This window comes from Allobosea sp. P1_B10 (assembly GCF_056406735.1).
On the sequence record NZ_JBFTZP010000002.1, the window covers coordinates 286,908 to 304,312 of the forward strand.

Sequence of the window (17,405 nt, forward strand, 5' to 3'; positions counted from 1 at the left end):
GCTATCCGCGAAGTGGCTTGGCAAGAGATTATTCTGCTCTAATCTGCCCCGCGAACGACCGAGTCCCGCTTTGGGCGGAGTCGCCGGGCTATTGACCGGGCGCAATCAAGACGCGCCTCGTGCCTTGCGACGACGGTCTCTGACAACCCGGGAAGGGTGGCTGTTGCCTCGTCGCTTGATCGAATTGCCTTTGCTGCGCCGTCTGAAACCAGGACTTTATGTCCATGATGAGGAAGCGCTGAACGCCGAGCCGGCCGTTGAGTTGCTGACAGAGCCTCTCACGCCGATCGATGCGTTTTTCATCCGCAACAACGGAACGCTGCCGGAAACCGGCCCCGCCGAGGACTGGACGCTGACCATCGACGGCGAAGTCGAGCGGCCGACGCAATGGTCGCTCGCTGGCCTGCGCGAACACTTCGAGGTCGTGACCCTGACCGCGGTGCTGGAATGCGCCGGCAATGGCCGGTCGCTGTTCTCGCCGGCTACGGACGGTTTGCCCTGGCGGCTCGGCGCTGTCGGTTGTGCGCGCTGGACGGGCGTCCGGCTGAAGGATGTGCTCGCACACGCGGGCGTCAAGCCGAGCGCGATCTATACCGGGCACTATGCGCCCGACCGCAGCTTTTCCAACGCTGAAAAGCCGGCGCTGTCGCGCGGCCTGCCGATCGCCAAGGCGCTGAGCCCGGATACGCTGATCGCCTTCGAGATGAATGGCGAGCCGTTGCCAGCCCTCCATGGCGGGCCGCTGCGCATCGTCGCACCGGGCTTTCCAGGCTCGGCCTGGCAGAAATGGCTCGACCGGATCTCGCTGCGCGATTGCGTGCATGACGGCGAAAAGATGGGCGGAACCGACTACCGCATGCCACGTGAGGCCGTTCGGCCGGGCGAGGCACTGGACCCGCAACTGTTCGACGTCATCACCGACATGCCGGTGAAGTCGCTGATCGCGCGGCCGGCGCCCGGCTTCACCGTGGCTGTCGGAGACACCCTCAAGGTGGAGGGCTTCGCCTGGAGCGGCGCGATCCCGGTGGCCGGGCTGCAGGTCTCCTGCGACGGCGGCGCGACCTGGCGCGAGGTTGCGCTGGAAGAAGGCGAGGGCGCCTTCGGCTGGCGTCGGTTCGGGGTGGAGTTCGCGATCACGCAGGCCGGGCCGGTGATGGTGATGGCGCAGGCTTTCGACATCGAGGGCAACATCCAGCCGCTCGACCCCGTCTGGAATCCGCGCGGCTACTGCAACAACCAGGTGCAGCGGGTCAGCGGCGCAGCAGCCTGAGCCTTACGCAGCGATCAGCGCCCGTTCATCGGCTGCGTCGGCTGCAACCGCGACGATCTCGCCCGGGGCCGTCTCGCTGCGGAAGCGCACAAGCGTGAAATCCTCGGCACGGCCGGTATTGCCGCGCTCGGTGAGCACCGACAGGGGCTGGCCGATGCGGGCCTGAAGATGGCTCGCATGCGCCTGCTGGGCCGCGACGCGCAAGCGGCCTGCGCGTTCCGAGACGAGATTCCCCGGCAATTGCGGCATGCGGGCAGCCGGCGTTCCCGGACGCGGCGAATAGGGGAAGACGTGCACGAAGCTGAGGCCGCATTCGGCGACGAGATCGAGCGAGCGCGCAAACATGGCCTCGTCCTCGGTGGGGAAGCCGGCGATCAGGTCCGCGCCGAAGACGATATCCGGGCGCAGCTCGCGCATCTCGGTGCAGAAGCCGATGGCGTCGCTGCGGCTGTGGCGGCGCTTCATCCGCTTCAGGATGAGATCGTCACCGGCCTGCAGCGAGAGATGCAGATGCGGCATCAGCCGCGCTTCGGTGGCGATGAGATCGCGCAGGATGTCATCGACCTCGACGGCGTCGATCGAGGACAGGCGCAGGCGTGGCAATTCCGGCAGTTCGCGCAGGATCTCGCGCACCAGCGCGCCCAGCGTCGGGGCGTCGGGCAGGTCATGGCCGTAGCTCGTCAGGTCGACGCCGGTCAGCACGATTTCGCGGGCGCCACCTTCGAGCAGACGCCGGCATTGCGCGACGGCTTCAGCCGGAGCGAGCGAGCGCGAATTGCCGCGTCCGAAAGGAATGACGCAGAAGGTGCAGCGGTGGTCGCAGCCGTTCTGGACCTGGACGAAGCCGCGCGTATGGGTGGCCGAACGCCCCGTCCTCGCTGACTGCAGGGCCGACTGCCCCATGATGTCGGACACGGTGATCTTGTCCTCCGGAGCGAGCGCCTCGCCACCCTGGAGGCTGTTGGAGCCGGCCAGCGCCGTCCAGCTTCCAGCCTGCATCTTCTCGGCATTTCCGATGACGCGGGCGATCTCGGGCATCGCAGCGAAGGCGGCGGGGTCGATCTGGGCCGCGCAGCCTGTCACCACGACGGGGCGGTCGGGCTGCTCGCGCTTGAGCCTGCGGATGGCCTGCCTGGCCTGCCGCATCGCCTCGGATGTCACCGCGCAGCTATTGACGACGGCGACGTCGCGCAGGCCAGCAGCCTCGGCATTGTGCCGGATCGCCTCGCTTTCGACGATGTTGAGGCGGCAGCCGAAGGTGACGACCTCCAGCGCCATCAGGCTGCGCTCTCGAACAGGGTGGGGGCGAGCACGCCGTCCCATTCGAATTCGACCGGGCCGGTCATCAGAACATGGTCGTCGCGCTCTCGCCATTCGATGATGAGGTCGCCGCCGGGCAGGCTGACGCGGGCCTTGCGGGCGGACAACTCGCGCCGGACCGCAGCCACCAGCGCCGCGCAGGCGCCGGAGCCGCAGGCCTGGGTGATGCCCGCGCCGCGTTCCCAGACGCGCAGCACGATATGGTCGGGTGCGACAACCGCGGCCAGCTCGATATTGGCGCGATCGGGGAAGACCGGGTGGTTTTCCAGCAGCGGGCCGATCTGCTCGAGATTGAAGCGATAGGGATCGTCGACGAAGAACACCGCATGGGGGTTGCCCATGTTGACCGCGCAGGGGGTGTGCAAAATGGGCTCGTCGATCGGGCCGATCTGCAGCTCGAAGCGGGCGGTGTCGTGGAACGGCTCGGCCAGCGGGATCTCGTCCCAGGCCAGCCGAGGCTTGCCCATGTCGACGGTGAAGACGAGACCGCTCTCGCGCACGGCGTTGAGCAGTCCGCCCTTGGTCTGGAGGGTCAGCGTGGTCCGGCCGGGGTTGCCCATCGCGGGATCCGCCATCATCGCCCAGGCGACGCAGCGCGTGCCGTTGCCGCAGGCGCCGGCTTCCGAGCCATCGGTATTGTAGATGCGGATAAAGGCGTCGGTTCCGGGCGTCACCGCATCATGCAGCACCATCAACTGGTCGAAATGGGCGCGGGGCTCGGCGGCGATGGCGCGGGCCTCCGTTTCGGAGACGCGCAGGCGGGTTCCGCGCAGGTCCAGCACGGTGATCTGGTTGCCCAGGCCGTTCATCTTCAGGAACCGTCGCTGCGCCAGAGCGTTCATTTGGTCACACTTCCCTTAGTTGCGGGCTCTATGACGGAAACGACGCGAAAAAGCCACTCACATGCCGTTCCTGCGTGAAGGTGGACATCCTATGCTCCGCGGCAAGGGCGCGAATCGTTCCTTTTGGTCAGGGCCATGACAATGCGGCAATCCCGTTTCGGCATTCTGGCAGTGGCAGCGCTGCTCGGTTCTCTTCCTGTTGCGATAGCGCAGACGCGGGTTGCACCGCCGAGCGCGGTCGAATCCGCGCCCCTGGCGCCGCCACCCGGCGCCACCGTTCCGGTGCAGGCTCCGCCTGCCGCCGTGCCGGAGCCGGTGCCGTCGCCGCAGCCGGCACAACCGGCGCCCGCCCTGCCGGGGCCGGTGACGCCGGAGCCGGTGCAGCCCGCCCCGACGCCGCAGGTTCCGCTGGAGCCGCAACCGGTGCAACCGCCGCCGACTTTGCCGGCCCCGGGCCAGACATTGCCCGTGCCGCCGGTCACGCCGCAGCAGCAGACCGGGGTGCCCAATCCCAATGCCACCCTGGCCGGCAAGCCCGGTGATTCCAGCGAGGTCGATCCGGTTCAGCTGGTCGCCAAGCCGGTGCTAATGCTGTCGGGCCGTTCGAGCTGGGACCAGGGCTTCCAGACGCTGATCGAGACATTCCGTATCCTGCGGGCCGAGGCCGGCAAGGCAGGGCTGCCGATCGCGGGCCGCCCGCTCGCGCTCTTTATCGAGACCGACGACAACGGTTTCCGCTTCGAGGCGATGCTGCCGGTGGCCCAGGCGCCGGAAGGCTCGCGTTCGTCGGAATTCGGGCAGGGCGTGAAGCCTGGCCTGTCACCGGCCGGCAGCGCGCTGCGCTTCACCCATGTCGCGCCCTATGACGACATCGATTCCACCTACGAGACGATCACGGCTTATCTCGAAGCCAAGAGCATCACCGTGAAGGATGCCTTCCTCGAGGAGTATGTCAGCGAGCTCAAGGATCCCTCGGACCCCAATCTCGAGATCAACGTCTACGTGCAGCCGAAATAGTCCGCCGATTCCGTCATTGCGAGCGAAGCGAAGCAATCCACAGGGCGTAGAGCTCCATGCTGCTGGATTGCTTCGCTTCGCTCGCAATGATGACGGCGCCGGGCCGTCCGGCTCAGGCCGTCCAGTTCAGGCCCGGCCGCATCGGCTGGAAGCGATCCTCGGGTAGCCCGGCCTGCGCCAGCGCGGCCTTTAGCGCCTCGGGAGGGCGCTCGACCCCCTCGTCGGTGAGCTGGAACGTGCCCCAATGGTGGCCGATCGCGGCCTTGGCCTTCAGCGACAGCATGACCTTGACGGCTTCCTCGGGATTCATGTGGTTGTCCGACATGAACCAGCGTGGCTCATAGGCGCCGATCGGCAGCACGGCGAGTTCGAACGGCCCGTATTGCTCGCCCAGCACCTCGTAAAGCGAACCGTCATGGTAGCCGGTGTCGCCGACATGGAAGATCCGCGTCCGGCCGGCCTCGATGATGAACGAGCACCAGAGCGCCATGCGCCGGTCGAAGGCGCCGCGCGCCGACCAGTGGTAGGTTGGGACCAGCGTCACCGACAGGCTGTCCGAGAGCGCGACGCGATCCTTCCAATCATGTGCCTCGGTGCGGGCGTCGGGTATCCTCGCCTTGACGATCACGTCGTTGCCGAGCGGGACGATCATGCGCGGCCGGTCCCGGCCATGGATTCGAACCAGAGTCTCGACGTCGAGGTGGTCGTAGTGATTATGCGTGACCAGCACGGCATCGATCTTCGGCAGGTCGCCGAAGGCGACGCCCGGCGCGTTCACGCGCCTGGGACCGAGGAACGAGAAGGGGCTGGCGCGCTCGGAATAGACGGGGTCGACCAGAAGGTTCAGCCCGGCGACCTGGTAAAGGAACGAGGCGTGGCCGAGATGGACGATGCGGCAACCATCGACGCTGGCTGGCGGCTTGTCCTGCGGCGGCGTGGCGTAGAGTTCCGGAAAAGCCTCGCGCTCGCGCTTGCCGGTCTGCCATCTCCAGACGTCGAGCAGGCCTTTGGTCACCGGGCGGCCATCACTGAAGATCAGGCCATTGAAGTGATCGCTGACCGGCCCCTGGTAATAGGGGTTTCGCGAGCGGGCGATGGAGGCCCAGGCAAGGCCTGTCGAGGCGAGCAGCGCGGGAATGCCAAGGGCGGTCAGGAGTTTGCGGCGGTTCATGATCGGAGAGGTGGTTCCGGGCCGGCGATGCGTCAAGGGCGCGGTCAGTGTCCCGAGCGCATCGCGACCGTGGCGATGCCCGCGCCGACAAGCAATGTCCCGCCGGTCTTGTTGAACGCGGCAATCGCGCGCGGATTGCCCACCACGGAGCGGGCGCGGGAGGCGATCAGCGCGTAGCCCATGGCATTGGCGAAGGCGAGCGTGATGAACGTCGCCTCGAAGATCAGCATCTGCGTCCAGAAATGCCCTTTGGCATCGAGGAACTGCGGGAGGAACGCCACGAAGAAGGTGATGCTCTTGGGGTTCAGGGCCGTCACCAGCCAGGCATGGGCGAGCATCTTCCAGGATGAGACGGCATCCTCGCGCGGCTTGGCGTCGAGCGAGCCGCCGGCGCGGAACAGTTTGATGCCGAGATAGATCAGATAGGCCGCGCCGACCCATTTCAGGGCGGTGAAGATCGTTGCGGAAGCAGCCAGCAGCGCGCCGACTCCGAGCATGGACAGCGTCATGGCCGTGAAGTCGCCAAGCGCGACACCGACTGCCATGGGAAACGCGGTGCGCCAGCCCTGGCCCAGCGCATAGGACATCACCAGCAGGATGGTGGGGCCGGGGATCACGAGCAGGACGGCGGTGGCAGCAGCGAAGGCAGCCCAGGCTTCGAAGGTCATGGCATGGTCGCTCCAAGGGACGGTACGGAGCCATCCCCAGCCGACAGAGATTGTAAAGTGATATCCGAGGCGTTAGCGCGGCACCGCAGCGTTAGAGCCGAAATACCCCACCGGCCCCGCAGATATCTCGCGTCTTCGCTCGGGCTCGGCTGCGATCACCAACGCCCAGTACGCGCGGTAGGTCGTGCTCGGGTCCTTGGCCAGCGCGATGCCGAAGCGGGTCGCCTCCTTCATGAGGAGGTTGGCGTCGTGGCCTGGCGATTTGCGCCAGTCCTCGAAGACTTCCTGCGTGGAATAGGCGCCCCCGCCGAGGTTTTCCGCGACGCGCGCCGAATCGAGCCCGGCTGCGTGCACGCGTGAGGTGAAGCTGCCGCCGACGGTATGGGAGAGCGCGTTCCCCGCGATCATCGCGTCGGCCTGGGTCTGGGCCATCGCCGTCAGGCCGGGGTCGAGGCGCACTGGCCCGAGGCCGCGGCTGGCGCGATATCCGTTCAGGATGCGGCCGGCCTCGGCCGGGTCGACGCGCACGGAGGCCAGGCGCTCGGCGCTGCGGGCGTCCAGCGGCGTGCTGCGACGGGTTTCGCTGGCGCAGGATGCGAGGGCCAGCGCCATGGCGAGCGCGGCGATTCGGGGCAGGGTCTTGCTTGTCATGGAACGGCATGTCCTCCAGCCGTGAGGCTTGGCGGTCAATCTGGGCCGTTCTGCGATGGCCTGCCCGCCGGCGTCAGCGACGGGCGCCGCCGATGATGCGGCAGAGGGCGTCCCGGACATAGGCCTCGGGCGCGATCTGGCCGGCCTGTACGACGAATTCGGCATCGACGCGTGTCCCGCCGCCGAGCTTGCGCGCCGTGACCCGCAGCGTCTGCGGGCGACCGGAGCCGGACGTTTCCTGGATCGCCGCTACGGAACTCGTGGCGCTGTCGACGCGGATGCCTACGAATCCCTCGGCCGCGACGGCCGCAGCAAGGTCCTTCAGCACCGGCGCCGCCTGGCGGTTGCCGATCAGGTCCCAGGTCCGGTAGGTGATCCCGGTGACCATCGGCACGCCGTCCGCCTTGAAGTTCCGGGGGCAGGCCTGCTGCGCCTGTGCTTGGGACAGGCCAAGAAACAGTCCTGCCAGCAGGGCCAGGCTGGACTTTGCGGTGATTGCGGGCATGGCGGCTTCCTGATGAGGGTGACCATGCGTAGCAGAGGGGGGCGGCTGATCAAGCAGCCCGAAAGGCCTGTCCGGCATCGCAAAAGCCGCCAAACTTGACTTTCGCCACAATCCTGGGCTTTAACCCGCGCATTCGTTTCGCCGACATCGTCGAGACCACATCCGCCGACCGGGCCGCGCCTAGCGCCATGTGAGCCCGGAGGTCAACGCCCGACAGCGCGTCTGCGCCCTCGGGCGCGAAACCGCTTGGCGATTGGGTCTTGCCGCTGCCGGTCCCCGAGGCAACCACGCAAGGTCCGCATGTTCGGCACGCTGAGTGACAGACTGTCCGGCATCCTCTCGGGTCTTACCCGCAGGGGTTCGCTGACCGAGGACGACGTCAATGCCGCGCTGCGCGAGGTGCGCAAGGCGCTGCTCGAGGCCGACGTCGCGCTCGAGGTCGTGCGGTCCTTCACCGACAAGGTGCGCGAGCGCGCCGTCGGGGCGGAAGTCCTCAAGTCGATCACGCCCGGCCAACAGGTCATCAAGATCGTCAACGACGCGCTGATCGACATGCTCGGCGGCGAGGGCGAGGGCATCACGCTCGATGCCGTGCCGCCGGTGCCGATCCTGATGGTCGGCCTGCAGGGCTCGGGCAAGACGACCTCCACTGCCAAGATCGCCAAGCGCCTGACCGACCGCAACAAGAAGCGCGTCCTGATGGCCTCGCTCGACACGCGCCGTCCGGCCGCGATGGAGCAGCTTGCCATCCTCGGCAAGCAGGTCGGCGTCGACAGCCTGCCGATCGTCGCCGGTCAGTCGGCCGTGCAGATCGCGCGCCGCGCCATCGAGGCTGCCAGGCTCGGCGGCTACGACGTCGTCATGCTCGACACCGCGGGCCGCGTGACGCTCGACGACACGCTGATGGCCGAGGTTGCCGAGGTCAAGGCGGCGACCAACCCGCATGAAGTCCTGCTCGTCGCCGATGCGCTGACCGGCCAGGACGCGGTCAACACCGCGCGCGCCTTCGACGCTCGCGTCGGTCTGACCGGCATCGTACTGACCCGCATGGATGGCGACGGCCGTGGCGGCGCCGCGCTCTCGATGCGCGCCGTCACCGGCAAGCCGATCAAGCTCGTCGGCACTGGCGAAAAGACCGATGCGCTCGAGGATTTCCATCCTTCGCGCGTCGCCAACCGCATTCTCGGCATGGGCGACATCGTCGGCCTGGTCGAGCGTGCGGCCGAGACGGTCGATGCCGACAAGGCGCAGGCGCTGGCGCAGCGCCTGGCCAAGGGCAGTTTCGACCTGTCCGACATGCGGATGCAGCTCCAGCAGATGGAGAAGATGGGCGGCCTCGGCGGCGTGATGGGCATGCTGCCCGGCATGAAGCAGATGCAGGGCCAGCTCGCCAATTCCGGCGTCAACGACAAGATGATCAAGCGCCAGATCGCGATCATCGATTCGATGACGGCGGCCGAGCGCAAGAACCCCGACCTGCTCAAGAACAGCCGCAAGAAGCGCATCGCGGCCGGCTCCGGCACGTCGTCCGAAGCCATCAACAAGCTGCTCAAGATGCATCGCGGCATGGCCGACATGATGAAGCAGATGCAGAAGCAGAAGGGCGGCATGCTCGGCAAGCTCGGCCAGATGTTCGGCATCGGCGGCGGCGGCATGGGCGGCCTGCCGGCGGGCCTCGACCCCTCGAAGATGGACCCGGCCCAGCTCGCCGAGCTCCAGAAGCAGATGAGCGCCGGCGGCGGCATGCCTGGCCTGCCGCCCGGCGGGTTTCCCGGACTGCCCAAGGGCGTGACGCCGCCCGCCGGGATGATGCCGAAGCTGCCCGGTCTCGGCAGCGGGCTTCCAGGCAGGTCTTTGCCAGGGCTGGGGGGATCCAACCCTTTCGGAGGCAAGAAGAAGTGACCAAGCCCACCGAAATGCGCGTCGGCATGTTCGACGTGTTCAAGCAGGTCAAGGCGCGTCTCGACGACGCCAACCTGTCCTATGAAACCTCATCCTACCGGGACGACGCTTTTTCCTTCTTCGTGCATGCGCCCGGGGAATACTGGGAGATCGACGTTCTCGAGGACGGCTCCATCGATCTCGAAGTCTTCACGTCAACCGGCATGAAGGACGATCCCTGGGCCATGATCGACCAGCTGGTCGACGACAACAAGGCTTGAGAAGAATCATGAGTTTCAGCGCTGCAGAGATGTTGGCCAAGATCTGGTCGATCCAGCAGGCCTTGGAAGATGCGGGCATCGATCATTCGCCCACGATCTATCGGGACGACGCGATTTCGATCGTGGCGAATCCTCCCGGAGAGAAGTGGGAGATCGACGTCTGTGAAGACGGAAGCGTGGACTTCGAAGTGTTCAAGTCGACGCCGATGCAAGGAGAGGCGGAGCTGGAAGCAGCGATCGCCAAATTGAAAACCGAAAACGACCTCTAAGAAGGAAGACGAGAATGTCCCTTAAGATCCGCCTGACCCGTGGCGGCGCCAAGAAGCGCCCTTACTACCGTATCGTCATTGCCGATGCCCGCTCGCCGCGCGATGGCCGCTTCATCGAGAAGATCGGCTCCTATGACCCGATGAAGGCCAAGGATTCGCCGGAGCGCGTCGTGCTCGACATCGAGAAGGCCAAGGATTGGCTCGCCAAGGGCGCCCAGCCGACCGACCGCGTGCTGCGTTTCCTCGACGCCGCCGGCCTCGTCAAGCGTCCTGCCCGTAACAACCCCAACAAGGCTGTTCCCGGCGAGAAGGCCAAGGAGCGCGCCGAGAAGAACGCTGCCAAGAGCGCTGCCCCGGCCGAAGCCGCCGAGTGAGCCCCTTGACCCGTCGCCTTCCACGTTTCGGTCGGGCTTGTCCCGGCCATCCACCTCTTCGCTTGTCGAGGGCGGTGGTCGCGGCGTGGATGCTCGCCATCAGTGCGGGCGTGACGGGAGAGGCCGCGGCCATGCGGAATTGCTGCCATGGCCGCTGACAACAACCTCGTCCTGCTCGGTGTCATCGGCGCTGCCCATGGCATCAAGGGCGAGGTCCGCATCAAGGCGTTCACCGGCGATCCGCTGGCGATCGCCGGGTACGGCCCGCTCGTCGACGAGAAGGGTCGGCGTTTCGAGATCACCGATGCGCGCGCCGCCAAGGAGGTCGTGGTCGCACGGCTGAAGGGCGTCGCCACCCGCGAGGCGGCCGAGGCGCTGAACGGTGTCCAGCTGTTCGTGACGCGCGACAAGCTGCCCGCCAGCGAGGACGAGGACGAGTTCCTGCAGGCCGATCTCATCGGCTGCAGCGTCGTCGGCCCCGACGGGACCGTCCTGGGGTCCGTCACCTCCGTCGACAATTATGGCGCGGGCGACCTGCTCGACATCGCCACCCCCGATGGCCGCTCCATCCTGATGCCGTTCACCAAGGCATTTGCGCCGCGCATCGACATCGCCGCGCGCCGCATCGAAGCCGAGCCGCCGGAGGGATTGTTCGATGCCGAAGACGACGCCTGAGGCGCCTGCCGCCGCTCTGATCTTCGACATGGACGGCACCATCGTCGACAATATGCGCTATCATGAGGATGCGTGGGAACGCCTTCACACCGCCCACGGTTTGCCTTTCGATCGCGCAAGCTTCTTCGCCCATACGGCCGGCATGGCATCGGCCGAGATTCTGCGGCCCGTCTTCCCCGAGGCGAGCGCCGAGGAGATCGCGGCGCTGGGCCGTGACAAGGAAGTGTTCTACCGCGACGCCTATCGCGACCATATCGTGGCGCTGCCCGGCCTGCTCGAGCTGATGGCGCGTGCCGATGCCGCCGGCATTCCCATGGCGCTGGCCTCCGCCGCGCCTCCCGGAAATATCGACATCGTCGTCGACACGCTCGGCCTGCGCTCGCGGTTTGCGACGATCATCGCGCCCTCCCAGGGCTTTCGCGGCAAGCCGCATCCCGACCTGTTCCTTGGCGCAGCCGAGCGCATGCGGGTCGCGCCGGAACGCTGCATCGTCTTCGAGGATGCCCCAAACGGCTTCGAGGCGGCCCGCCGTGCCAACATGCGCGCGATCGCGCTGTTGACCATGCTGACCGAGAGCGATGTCGCTGGCTTCGACAACGTCATCGCCAGCGCAAAGGACTTTGTGGCGCTGCGCGACTTGCCTGCCTTGCGCTTCTGACAAGAGGCCGGCCCCTTCCGTCATTGCGAGCACAAGCGAAGCAATCCAGTTTCCGGAGCACTCCACGTCCCCTGGATTGCTTGGCTTACGCTCGCTACGACGTTTGACTGCCAGGATCCCAGAGAGCCTCTCGATGCCCTTTCGCGCCTCCGTCCTCACGCTCTATCCCGAGATGTTCCCAGGACCGCTCGGCGCCTCGCTGGCGGGCGAGGCCCTGCGGAAGGGCCTGTGGTCGCTGGAGACGCATCAGATCCGCGACCACGGCATCGGCCGGCACCGCAATGTCGACGACAACCCGGCCGGCGGTGGCGCCGGCATGGTGTTGCGCTGCGACGTGCTGGGCGCGGCCATCGATGCTGCGGTGCCGGCGGAAGACACCCGTCCGCGCCTGCTGATGTCGCCACGCGGGCGTCGGCTCGACCAGGCGCAGGTCCGCGAATGGGTATCGGGCGAGGGCGTGGTCATTGTCTGCGGGCGTTTCGAGGGCGTCGACGAGCGCGTCATCGAGGGGCGGGGCCTGACCGAGGTCTCGATCGGCGACTACATCCTCTCCGGCGGCGAGATGGCCGCCTTCATCCTGCTCGACGCCTGCGTGCGCCTGATTCCCGGCGTCATGGGCAAGGAAGCTTCGGGCGAAGACGAAAGCTTCGAGAACGGCCTGCTGGAATATCCCCACTACACCCGCCCGCGCGAATGGGAGGGCAGGGGTCTGCCCGAGGCGCTGCTGTCGGGGGACCATGCCCGCATCGCCCGCTGGCGCCGCGAGCAGGCCGAAGCGATCACGCGCGAGCGCCGGCCCGACCTGTGGGCTGGGCGGGAGGTTGAGGCTCGGCCGTCATCGCGAGCAAAGCGACGCGATCCAGACGCGTAGAGCCCGTCCTCCGAGGTTGCTTCGCTGCGCCCGCAATGGCGGTCAGCGCGCCGGGCGCACGCGCAGCACCTTGCCGTTGGCATCATCGACCAGCAGGTAGATAAATCCGTCGGGGCCCTGGCGGACGTCGCGGATACGGTCGCCGAGGCCCTCCAGCAGTCGTTCCTCGCCGGTGACTGTCTCGCCCGACGTCGTCAGCCGCACCAGGATCTGCCCGGCCAGCGCGCCGACGAACAACGAGTTCTTCCAGGCAGGCCAGACGCTGCCGGTGTAGAAGGCCGCGCCGGAGGGAGCGATGGATGGGTCCCAGTAGAACAGCGGCTGCTCCATGCCGGCCTTGGCGGTGCCTTCGCCGATCTTCGCCCCGGAGTAGTCGACGCCGTAGGTGATGACCGGCCAGCCATAATTGAGCCCGGCCTTGGGGGTGTTGACCTCGTCGCCGCCGCGCGCGGCGTGCTCTACAGTCCAAAGCTGCCCGGTATCGGGGTGCAATGCCGCTCCCTGCACGTTGCGATGGCCGATCGACCAGATTTCCGGCTGCCAGCCATCCTTTTTGGGGTTGCCGGACGCCACTCCGCCCTCGGGCCGGATGCGCATCACCTTGCCGATATGGTTGGCGGGGTTCTGTGCCTGGGCGCGCTGGCTGTTGCGATCGCCAACCGTGACGAAGATCGCGCCCGTCCGGTCGAAGACCAGCCGCGAGCCGAAATGCATGCTGCTCTCGATTGCCGGCATCTGCCGGAAGGTCACGCTCATGCCCTCCAGCGCCGTGGCGCGCTCGTTCAGGCGGGCCCGGGCGACGCTGGTGCCGTTGCCGCCCTGGCGAGCCTCGGCGAAGGATAGATAGATCGTACGGTTCTGGGCGAAGGCGGGGTCCAGTATGACATCCAGGAGCCCCCCCTGGCCACGCGCGACGACGCTGGGGACGCCGGAGATCGCGGGCGAAACCTTGCCATCGATACCCACGAGCCGCAGCCGGCCAGGGCGCTCGGTCACGAGCATGCGGCCATCGGGCAGGAAGGCGAGGCCCCACGGGTTCGCCAGCCCGCTCGCAACCGTCTCGACGACGAGGTCTCCAGCGCTCGACGGAAACCGCTGCTGGGCTGCTGCGGGCCATGCGCAGGCGATCGTGGCGCTGGCGACGACGCTCGCGGCGAATCTCGAGATCGGGCTGGGCATCGGCATGCTGGCTCCTGGTGCGCGTGGTCGCTCAGTTAAGCCCGGGCGCGCTGCAAACCAATCCGCCTACCAGCCGAAGCTGCTCTCCCGGCCTTCAAACGTCAGTGATCCGTGACGAGAGCGCCGGGGGCCGGCGTGGCGGTCATCGCCCGGTCTGCGATCGGGTTCGCCAAAAACCGGTACGATGCCAGGTAGCTCAGCGCGGCGATCACCAGGCCGGCGATGACGTCGACAAAGTAATGGCCGCCATCGACAGGGGTCGCGACGATCATGGCGAGATTCACCAGGAAGGTCGGCCAGCGCAGCCAGACATGATGCCAGCCGCCGATCAGCAGGAGCAGGCCGAGTGCGGCATGGTATGAGGGGAATGTTATGATGCCATGGGCCTGCCGGAGATCGACATGCAAGGCCTCTCCGCCATGCAGCGCCATCAGGTCCCGCAAATGGATGAAGGCGGCGGCCGGACGCAGGTTTGGATAATCAGCCGGCGACAAATTCAGGAAGGCGAAGGTTGAGCGAGCCGGCAGCAAGCCGGAAATAGCGATGATCACGACGGCGGCGATCATCATCGACAGGATCATCGTTCGCGCCGCAAGGCCGCGCCCGGAGAAGGACAGGACGGCGATCACGATGATCACCTGGAACAGGAAACTCTGGTAGCTCAGCGAGAGCCAGGGGGAGAGCCAGGCGTGGTGGTCGAGCCAGCGCAGATAAGCCAGCCAGTCGAGGCCGAGGGCCATGTCTAGCGCATGGAACAGGGCATCCTGCATCGGAAAGCCCGGTGTCACGACCAGATAGGAAAAGAGAGCGCCGGCCGCCGAAAAGGTGACGATCTGGCTGATGCAGTCGAGTGCGTCAGCGAATTTCGGCTCGTTGCGCAGCCGCTCGTAATAGCGGGCGACGCCGAACAGGGCAGCACCCGCGCCGAGCGGCAGCGCCAGCGAGAAGGGCACGATCGTCACCTGCGTGAACGGAAGCCAGGCAAGATCCAGCGCCAGCAGGCTCAGGATGAGGACCCAGGCGAATCGCATGGAGCGCGCCGTGCCCGGTGTCGTGGTGTCGCCCGCCATGTCGCCGCCCCGCACGAGTATGCCGAGGTGATGACATGGCCGGCTTAAATCCGGGTCAACGCGATTGGTTAAAAAACGCGCTGTCCCGGAAGTCGTAGACGGCGATTACTCCGCCTTTACGCCGGCATCGGCGATGATCTGCTTCCAGGTTGCGATCTCCTGGAGGTGATACGGCTTGAACGCCTCGGGATCGCGCACCTTCAGCGTGAAGCCGAGCTTGAGGATCGCCTCGGTGACAGCCGGCTTGTTGAGCGAGGCGATGATCGCCTTGGAGAGCTGGTCGACGACCGGCGCCGGTGTGCCGATGGGCGCGAAGAAGGCCGCCCAGGAATCGGCGTCGGCATTGGCGACGCCCTGCTCGCGCAGCGTCGGGATGTCTTTCGCGCGCGGGTTGCGCTCGGGGCTGGCTATGGCGAGCGCCCGGAGCAGGCCGCCATTAATCTGTTCCAGCACGCTCGGCAGCGTCGAGTTCGCGATGTCGATGCGCCCGCCGATGATCTCCTGCACCAGAGGGGCGGCGCCGCGGAACGGCACATGGGTCATCTTGATGCCGGTGCGCTGCATGAACAGCTCCATCGCCAGATGCGAGCCGGAGCCGACGCCGGTGGAGCCATAGTTCAGCTTGTCGGGGTCGGCCTTGGCGAGTGCGATCAGTTCGGAGATGTTCTTCGCCGGCAGGTCGTTGCGCACCACGAAGGCATGTTCGAAGGCACCGACGCCGGCCAGCGGGGCAAAGTCCTTGACCGCGTCGTAGCCGGGCTCCTTGAGCAGGAACATGTTGTTGCCATGCGTCTGGTTGTTGCCGAAGATGATGGTGTAGCCGTCTGCCGCGCCATGGGCGACGGCGCGGGTGCCAACCGCGCCCGAGGCACCGGCGCGGTTGTCGACCAGCACGTTCTGGCCGATCGTGGCCGCGAGGTCCTGCGCCACGAAACGGGCGATCGCATCGGTGGGGCCACCGGCCGGATAGGGCACGACGACGGTGATCGGCTTGGCCGGGAAGCTTTGTGCACGCACCACGGAAGGCGCGAAAACGGCACCGGCCATCAGGCCGAGCGTGGAGCGGCGGGTCAACGACATGAATTTCCTCCCGGATGCCCGCTTGAGCGACGGGCTTGGCGCAGGAGAATTAGGGGCAAAGCCGCCATGCGTCCAGAGCTAGGTGAGCGGCGATCCGAAGGTATAGCCTGCAAGCAAGATCATGACTTTACGGGAGGCTGGCATGTCCATTCGGATCGAGCGCGACGGTCGGGTAGCGACTGTGATCCACAGCCGCATCGAGGCACGCAACGCGATGGATCCCGACAGCGCCGAGCAGCTGACGGAGGCGTTCCTGACCCTCGATGCCGATCCCGAGGTTTCGGCGATCGTGTTCTGGGGCGAGGGCGGGGCGTTCTGTGCCGGCTGGGACCTGAAATACGCGCAGGCCTTTACCGATGCCGAGCGCTTCGACCGCGAGATCGTCGAGGGGCTGGTGTTCCCCGCTGATGGCAGCGCGCCGCCGCGCGGGCCGATGGGGCCGTCGCGTCTGGAGATGAGCAAGCCGCTGATCGCGGCGGTCGAGGGCCCGGCGGTTGCCGGTGGCATGGAGCTCGCGCTCTGGTGCGATGTCCGTGTGCTGGGAGCGAGCGCCTATTTCGGCGTCTACTGCCGGCGCTGGGGCATCCCGCTGATCGATGGCGGCACGGTGCGGCTGCCGCGACTGGTCGGGCAGGGGCGGGCGCTCGAGATCATCATGACCGGCCGCAAGGTCGAGGCGCAGGAGGCGCTGCGGATCGGGCTGTGCGAGCGGGTCGTGCCGGACGGGCAGGCTCGGGCGGAGGCAGAGGCGATGGCGCAGGAGATCGCACGCTTTCCGCAGGGCGCAATGCTGGCGGACCGCCGCAGCGCGATTGCCGGCCACGGCCTGCCGGTGCGCGCGGCGCTGGCGCGCGAATGGGCCGGCGGCGTCGAGACGATTGCGAGCGAAGGCGCGGCAGGTGCGGGGCGCTTCGCGGCGGGCAAGGGCAGGGGCGGGACTTTCTCCGACTTGTGACGCTGCTGGTCGGCGCAGCCGTCATTGCGAGCGAAGCGAAGCAATCCAGGAGCCGCCGAGCACTACTGCCCCCCCGGATTGCTTCGCTTCGCTCGCAATGACGATTACCCGCCGAACCCCGCGCGTTTCAGCCGCTGGATCGCGAGGTCCAGCGCCTGAAGGAAGGCCGAGCGGTCGCGGGGCGAAAACGGCTTCGGGCCGCCGCTGGCGGTGCCCATGGCGCGCAGGTCCTCCATCATGTCGCGCGTCGCCAGCGCCATGCCGATCGAGGCCTCGGTGAAGGGTTTTCCTGTCGAGCCGATGACGTCGGCGCCCGCCTTGATGCAGCGGTCGGCCAGCGGGATGTCGGAGGTGATCACAATGTCGCCGCGCGCAACCCGCTCGGCGATCCAGTTATCGGCGGCGTCAAACCCGTCGGAGACGATGACGCGCTCGATCCAGGGTTCGCGCGGCACGGCCATGAAGCTGTTGGCGACGACGAAGACCTTCAGGCGATGCCGCTCGGCCACCTTGTAGATCTCCGGCTTCACCGGGCAGGCGTCGGCATCGATATAGATCGCGATAGGGCGGGGGCTTTCCGTCATGCGGCAGCTATATCAGCGATGTCACTGTGGTGAAGTCTTATTGCACTGCAGCGCGGTCGATGGCATCGCAGGCGCAGCCATCTG

General features: G+C 67.0%; 20 protein-coding genes. 10 read left to right on the forward strand and 10 right to left on the reverse strand.

Features of this window, described 5'->3' with window-relative positions:
- The first annotated feature begins 163 nt into the window (after positions 1-163).
- Positions 164-1,270, forward strand: a complete 1,107-nt coding sequence (locus AC1D2L_RS06050) for a sulfite oxidase (protein WP_476844931.1) — start codon at positions 164-166, stop codon at positions 1,268-1,270.
- Positions 1,271-1,273: 3 nt separating this feature from the next.
- Here the strand turns inward: AC1D2L_RS06050 and mtaB are convergent, their stop codons facing one another.
- Both mtaB and dapF read right to left on the reverse strand, forming a co-directional pair.
- On the reverse strand, positions 1,274-2,548 hold the full coding sequence (mtaB, locus tag AC1D2L_RS06055) for a tRNA (N(6)-L-threonylcarbamoyladenosine(37)-C(2))-methylthiotransferase MtaB (protein ID WP_476844932.1): 1,275 nt from the start codon (positions 2,546-2,548) through the stop codon (positions 1,274-1,276).
- On the reverse strand, positions 2,548-3,432 hold the full coding sequence (gene dapF, locus AC1D2L_RS06060) for a diaminopimelate epimerase (protein ID WP_476844933.1): 885 nt from the start codon (positions 3,430-3,432) through the stop codon (positions 2,548-2,550). Before dapF ends, mtaB begins: the two co-directional genes overlap by 1 nt.
- A 141-nt stretch (positions 3,433-3,573) precedes the next feature.
- Between dapF and AC1D2L_RS06065 the strand changes: the two genes are divergently transcribed.
- The gene (locus tag AC1D2L_RS06065; RefSeq protein ID WP_476844934.1) at positions 3,574-4,449 is read left to right on the forward strand and encodes a GyrI-like domain-containing protein; all 876 of its coding nucleotides are present in this window, start codon (positions 3,574-3,576) and stop codon (positions 4,447-4,449) included.
- 112 nt (positions 4,450-4,561) lie between these two features.
- Here AC1D2L_RS06065 and AC1D2L_RS06070 read toward each other — a convergent pair whose 3' ends face one another.
- From AC1D2L_RS06070 to AC1D2L_RS06085, 4 genes are all read right to left on the reverse strand, one after another.
- Positions 4,562-5,620 (reverse strand): MBL fold metallo-hydrolase, encoded by a 1,059-nt coding sequence (locus tag AC1D2L_RS06070; protein WP_476844935.1) that lies wholly within the window; start codon positions 5,618-5,620, stop codon positions 4,562-4,564.
- 44 nt (positions 5,621-5,664) lie between these two features.
- Positions 5,665-6,288 carry a LysE family translocator gene (locus AC1D2L_RS06075; protein WP_476844936.1) on the reverse strand — a complete coding sequence of 208 codons (624 nt, stop codon included), beginning with the start codon at positions 6,286-6,288 and terminating at the stop codon, positions 5,665-5,667.
- A gap of 72 nt (positions 6,289-6,360) precedes the next feature.
- Positions 6,361-6,939 carry a CAP domain-containing protein gene (locus AC1D2L_RS06080; protein WP_476844937.1) on the reverse strand — a complete coding sequence of 193 codons (579 nt, stop codon included), beginning with the start codon at positions 6,937-6,939 and terminating at the stop codon, positions 6,361-6,363.
- Between the two features lie 73 nt (positions 6,940-7,012).
- Positions 7,013-7,444: a hypothetical protein gene (locus tag AC1D2L_RS06085; RefSeq protein ID WP_476844938.1), complete on the reverse strand. Its 432-nt coding sequence runs from the start codon at positions 7,442-7,444 to the stop codon at positions 7,013-7,015.
- 300 nt (positions 7,445-7,744) lie between these two features.
- Here AC1D2L_RS06085 and ffh point away from each other — a divergent pair, with 300 nt between their 5' ends.
- The 7 genes from ffh to trmD all read left to right on the forward strand — a co-directional run bounded on the left by ffh (position 7,745) and on the right by trmD (position 12,453).
- Positions 7,745-9,346 (forward strand): signal recognition particle protein, encoded by a 1,602-nt coding sequence (ffh, locus tag AC1D2L_RS06090; protein ID WP_476844939.1) that lies wholly within the window; start codon positions 7,745-7,747, stop codon positions 9,344-9,346.
- On the forward strand, positions 9,343-9,606 hold the full coding sequence (locus AC1D2L_RS06095) for a hypothetical protein (RefSeq protein WP_066613406.1): 264 nt from the start codon (positions 9,343-9,345) through the stop codon (positions 9,604-9,606). Before ffh ends, AC1D2L_RS06095 begins: the two co-directional genes overlap by 4 nt.
- An 8-nt stretch (positions 9,607-9,614) precedes the next feature.
- A complete protein-coding gene (locus tag AC1D2L_RS06100; protein WP_476844940.1) occupies positions 9,615-9,875 on the forward strand; it encodes a hypothetical protein in 261 nt (86 codons plus the stop codon).
- A 14-nt stretch (positions 9,876-9,889) separates the two neighbouring features.
- Positions 9,890-10,249: a 30S ribosomal protein S16 gene (rpsP, locus tag AC1D2L_RS06105; protein ID WP_476844941.1), complete on the forward strand. Its 360-nt coding sequence runs from the start codon at positions 9,890-9,892 to the stop codon at positions 10,247-10,249.
- 147 nt (positions 10,250-10,396) lie between these two features.
- Entirely contained in the window at positions 10,397-10,924 is a 528-nt protein-coding gene (gene rimM / locus AC1D2L_RS06110; RefSeq protein WP_476844942.1) for a ribosome maturation factor RimM, read from the forward strand.
- Positions 10,905-11,582: an HAD family hydrolase gene (locus AC1D2L_RS06115; protein WP_476844943.1), complete on the forward strand. Its 678-nt coding sequence runs from the start codon at positions 10,905-10,907 to the stop codon at positions 11,580-11,582. The genes rimM and AC1D2L_RS06115 overlap by 20 nt, the downstream gene beginning before the upstream one ends.
- 133 nt (positions 11,583-11,715) lie before the next feature.
- Positions 11,716-12,453: a tRNA (guanosine(37)-N1)-methyltransferase TrmD gene (gene trmD, locus AC1D2L_RS06120; protein WP_476844944.1), complete on the forward strand. Its 738-nt coding sequence runs from the start codon at positions 11,716-11,718 to the stop codon at positions 12,451-12,453.
- A gap of 42 nt (positions 12,454-12,495) precedes the next feature.
- Here trmD and AC1D2L_RS06125 read toward each other — a convergent pair whose 3' ends face one another.
- The 3 genes from AC1D2L_RS06125 to AC1D2L_RS06135 form a co-directional block, all read right to left on the reverse strand.
- Positions 12,496-13,632 (reverse strand): PQQ-dependent sugar dehydrogenase, encoded by a 1,137-nt coding sequence (locus tag AC1D2L_RS06125; RefSeq protein ID WP_476845223.1) that lies wholly within the window; start codon positions 13,630-13,632, stop codon positions 12,496-12,498.
- 101 nt (positions 13,633-13,733) lie between these two features.
- Complete coding sequence (locus AC1D2L_RS06130; RefSeq protein ID WP_476844945.1) at positions 13,734-14,702, reverse strand: phosphatase PAP2 family protein; 969 nt, start codon at positions 14,700-14,702, stop codon at positions 13,734-13,736.
- A 105-nt stretch (positions 14,703-14,807) separates the two neighbouring features.
- Positions 14,808-15,782, reverse strand: coding sequence for a Bug family tripartite tricarboxylate transporter substrate binding protein (locus AC1D2L_RS06135; RefSeq protein ID WP_476844946.1), 975 nt, complete (start codon positions 15,780-15,782; stop codon positions 14,808-14,810).
- A gap of 142 nt (positions 15,783-15,924) precedes the next feature.
- On the opposite strand from AC1D2L_RS06135, the gene AC1D2L_RS06140 reads away from it, so the two are divergent.
- Positions 15,925-16,737, forward strand: a complete 813-nt coding sequence (locus tag AC1D2L_RS06140) for a crotonase/enoyl-CoA hydratase family protein (protein ID WP_476844947.1) — start codon at positions 15,925-15,927, stop codon at positions 16,735-16,737.
- 104 nt (positions 16,738-16,841) lie between these two features.
- On the opposite strand, the gene AC1D2L_RS06145 is transcribed toward AC1D2L_RS06140, so the two are convergent.
- Positions 16,842-17,321, reverse strand: coding sequence for a YaiI/YqxD family protein (locus tag AC1D2L_RS06145; RefSeq protein ID WP_476844948.1), 480 nt, complete (start codon positions 17,319-17,321; stop codon positions 16,842-16,844).
- Between the last annotated feature and the right edge of the window lie 84 nt (positions 17,322-17,405).

Coding starts and splice junctions, on each gene's coding strand:
- AC1D2L_RS06115 (WP_476844943.1), top strand. CDS start 10,905: ATGCCGAAGACGACGCCTGAGGCGCCTGCCGCCGCTCTGATCTTCGAC.
- AC1D2L_RS06080 (WP_476844937.1), bottom strand. CDS start 6,939: ATGACAAGCAAGACCCTGCCCCGAATCGCCGCGCTCGCCATGGCGCTG.
- trmD (WP_476844944.1), top strand. CDS start 11,716: ATGCCCTTTCGCGCCTCCGTCCTCACGCTCTATCCCGAGATGTTCCCA.
- mtaB (WP_476844932.1), bottom strand. CDS start 2,548: ATGGCGCTGGAGGTCGTCACCTTCGGCTGCCGCCTCAACATCGTCGAA.
- rpsP (WP_476844941.1), top strand. CDS start 9,890: ATGTCCCTTAAGATCCGCCTGACCCGTGGCGGCGCCAAGAAGCGCCCT.
- AC1D2L_RS06070 (WP_476844935.1), bottom strand. CDS start 5,620: ATGAACCGCCGCAAACTCCTGACCGCCCTTGGCATTCCCGCGCTGCTC.
- AC1D2L_RS06100 (WP_476844940.1), top strand. CDS start 9,615: ATGAGTTTCAGCGCTGCAGAGATGTTGGCCAAGATCTGGTCGATCCAG.
- rimM (WP_476844942.1), top strand. CDS start 10,397: ATGGCCGCTGACAACAACCTCGTCCTGCTCGGTGTCATCGGCGCTGCC.
- dapF (WP_476844933.1), bottom strand. CDS start 3,432: ATGAACGCTCTGGCGCAGCGACGGTTCCTGAAGATGAACGGCCTGGGC.
- ffh (WP_476844939.1), top strand. CDS start 7,745: ATGTTCGGCACGCTGAGTGACAGACTGTCCGGCATCCTCTCGGGTCTT.
- AC1D2L_RS06135 (WP_476844946.1), bottom strand. CDS start 15,782: ATGTCGTTGACCCGCCGCTCCACGCTCGGCCTGATGGCCGGTGCCGTT.
- AC1D2L_RS06075 (WP_476844936.1), bottom strand. CDS start 6,288: ATGACCTTCGAAGCCTGGGCTGCCTTCGCTGCTGCCACCGCCGTCCTG.
- AC1D2L_RS06130 (WP_476844945.1), bottom strand. CDS start 14,702: ATGGCGGGCGACACCACGACACCGGGCACGGCGCGCTCCATGCGATTC.
- AC1D2L_RS06140 (WP_476844947.1), top strand. CDS start 15,925: ATGTCCATTCGGATCGAGCGCGACGGTCGGGTAGCGACTGTGATCCAC.
- AC1D2L_RS06065 (WP_476844934.1), top strand. CDS start 3,574: ATGCGGCAATCCCGTTTCGGCATTCTGGCAGTGGCAGCGCTGCTCGGT.
- AC1D2L_RS06125 (WP_476845223.1), bottom strand. CDS start 13,632: ATGCCCAGCCCGATCTCGAGATTCGCCGCGAGCGTCGTCGCCAGCGCC.
- AC1D2L_RS06145 (WP_476844948.1), bottom strand. CDS start 17,321: ATGACGGAAAGCCCCCGCCCTATCGCGATCTATATCGATGCCGACGCC.
- AC1D2L_RS06085 (WP_476844938.1), bottom strand. CDS start 7,444: ATGCCCGCAATCACCGCAAAGTCCAGCCTGGCCCTGCTGGCAGGACTG.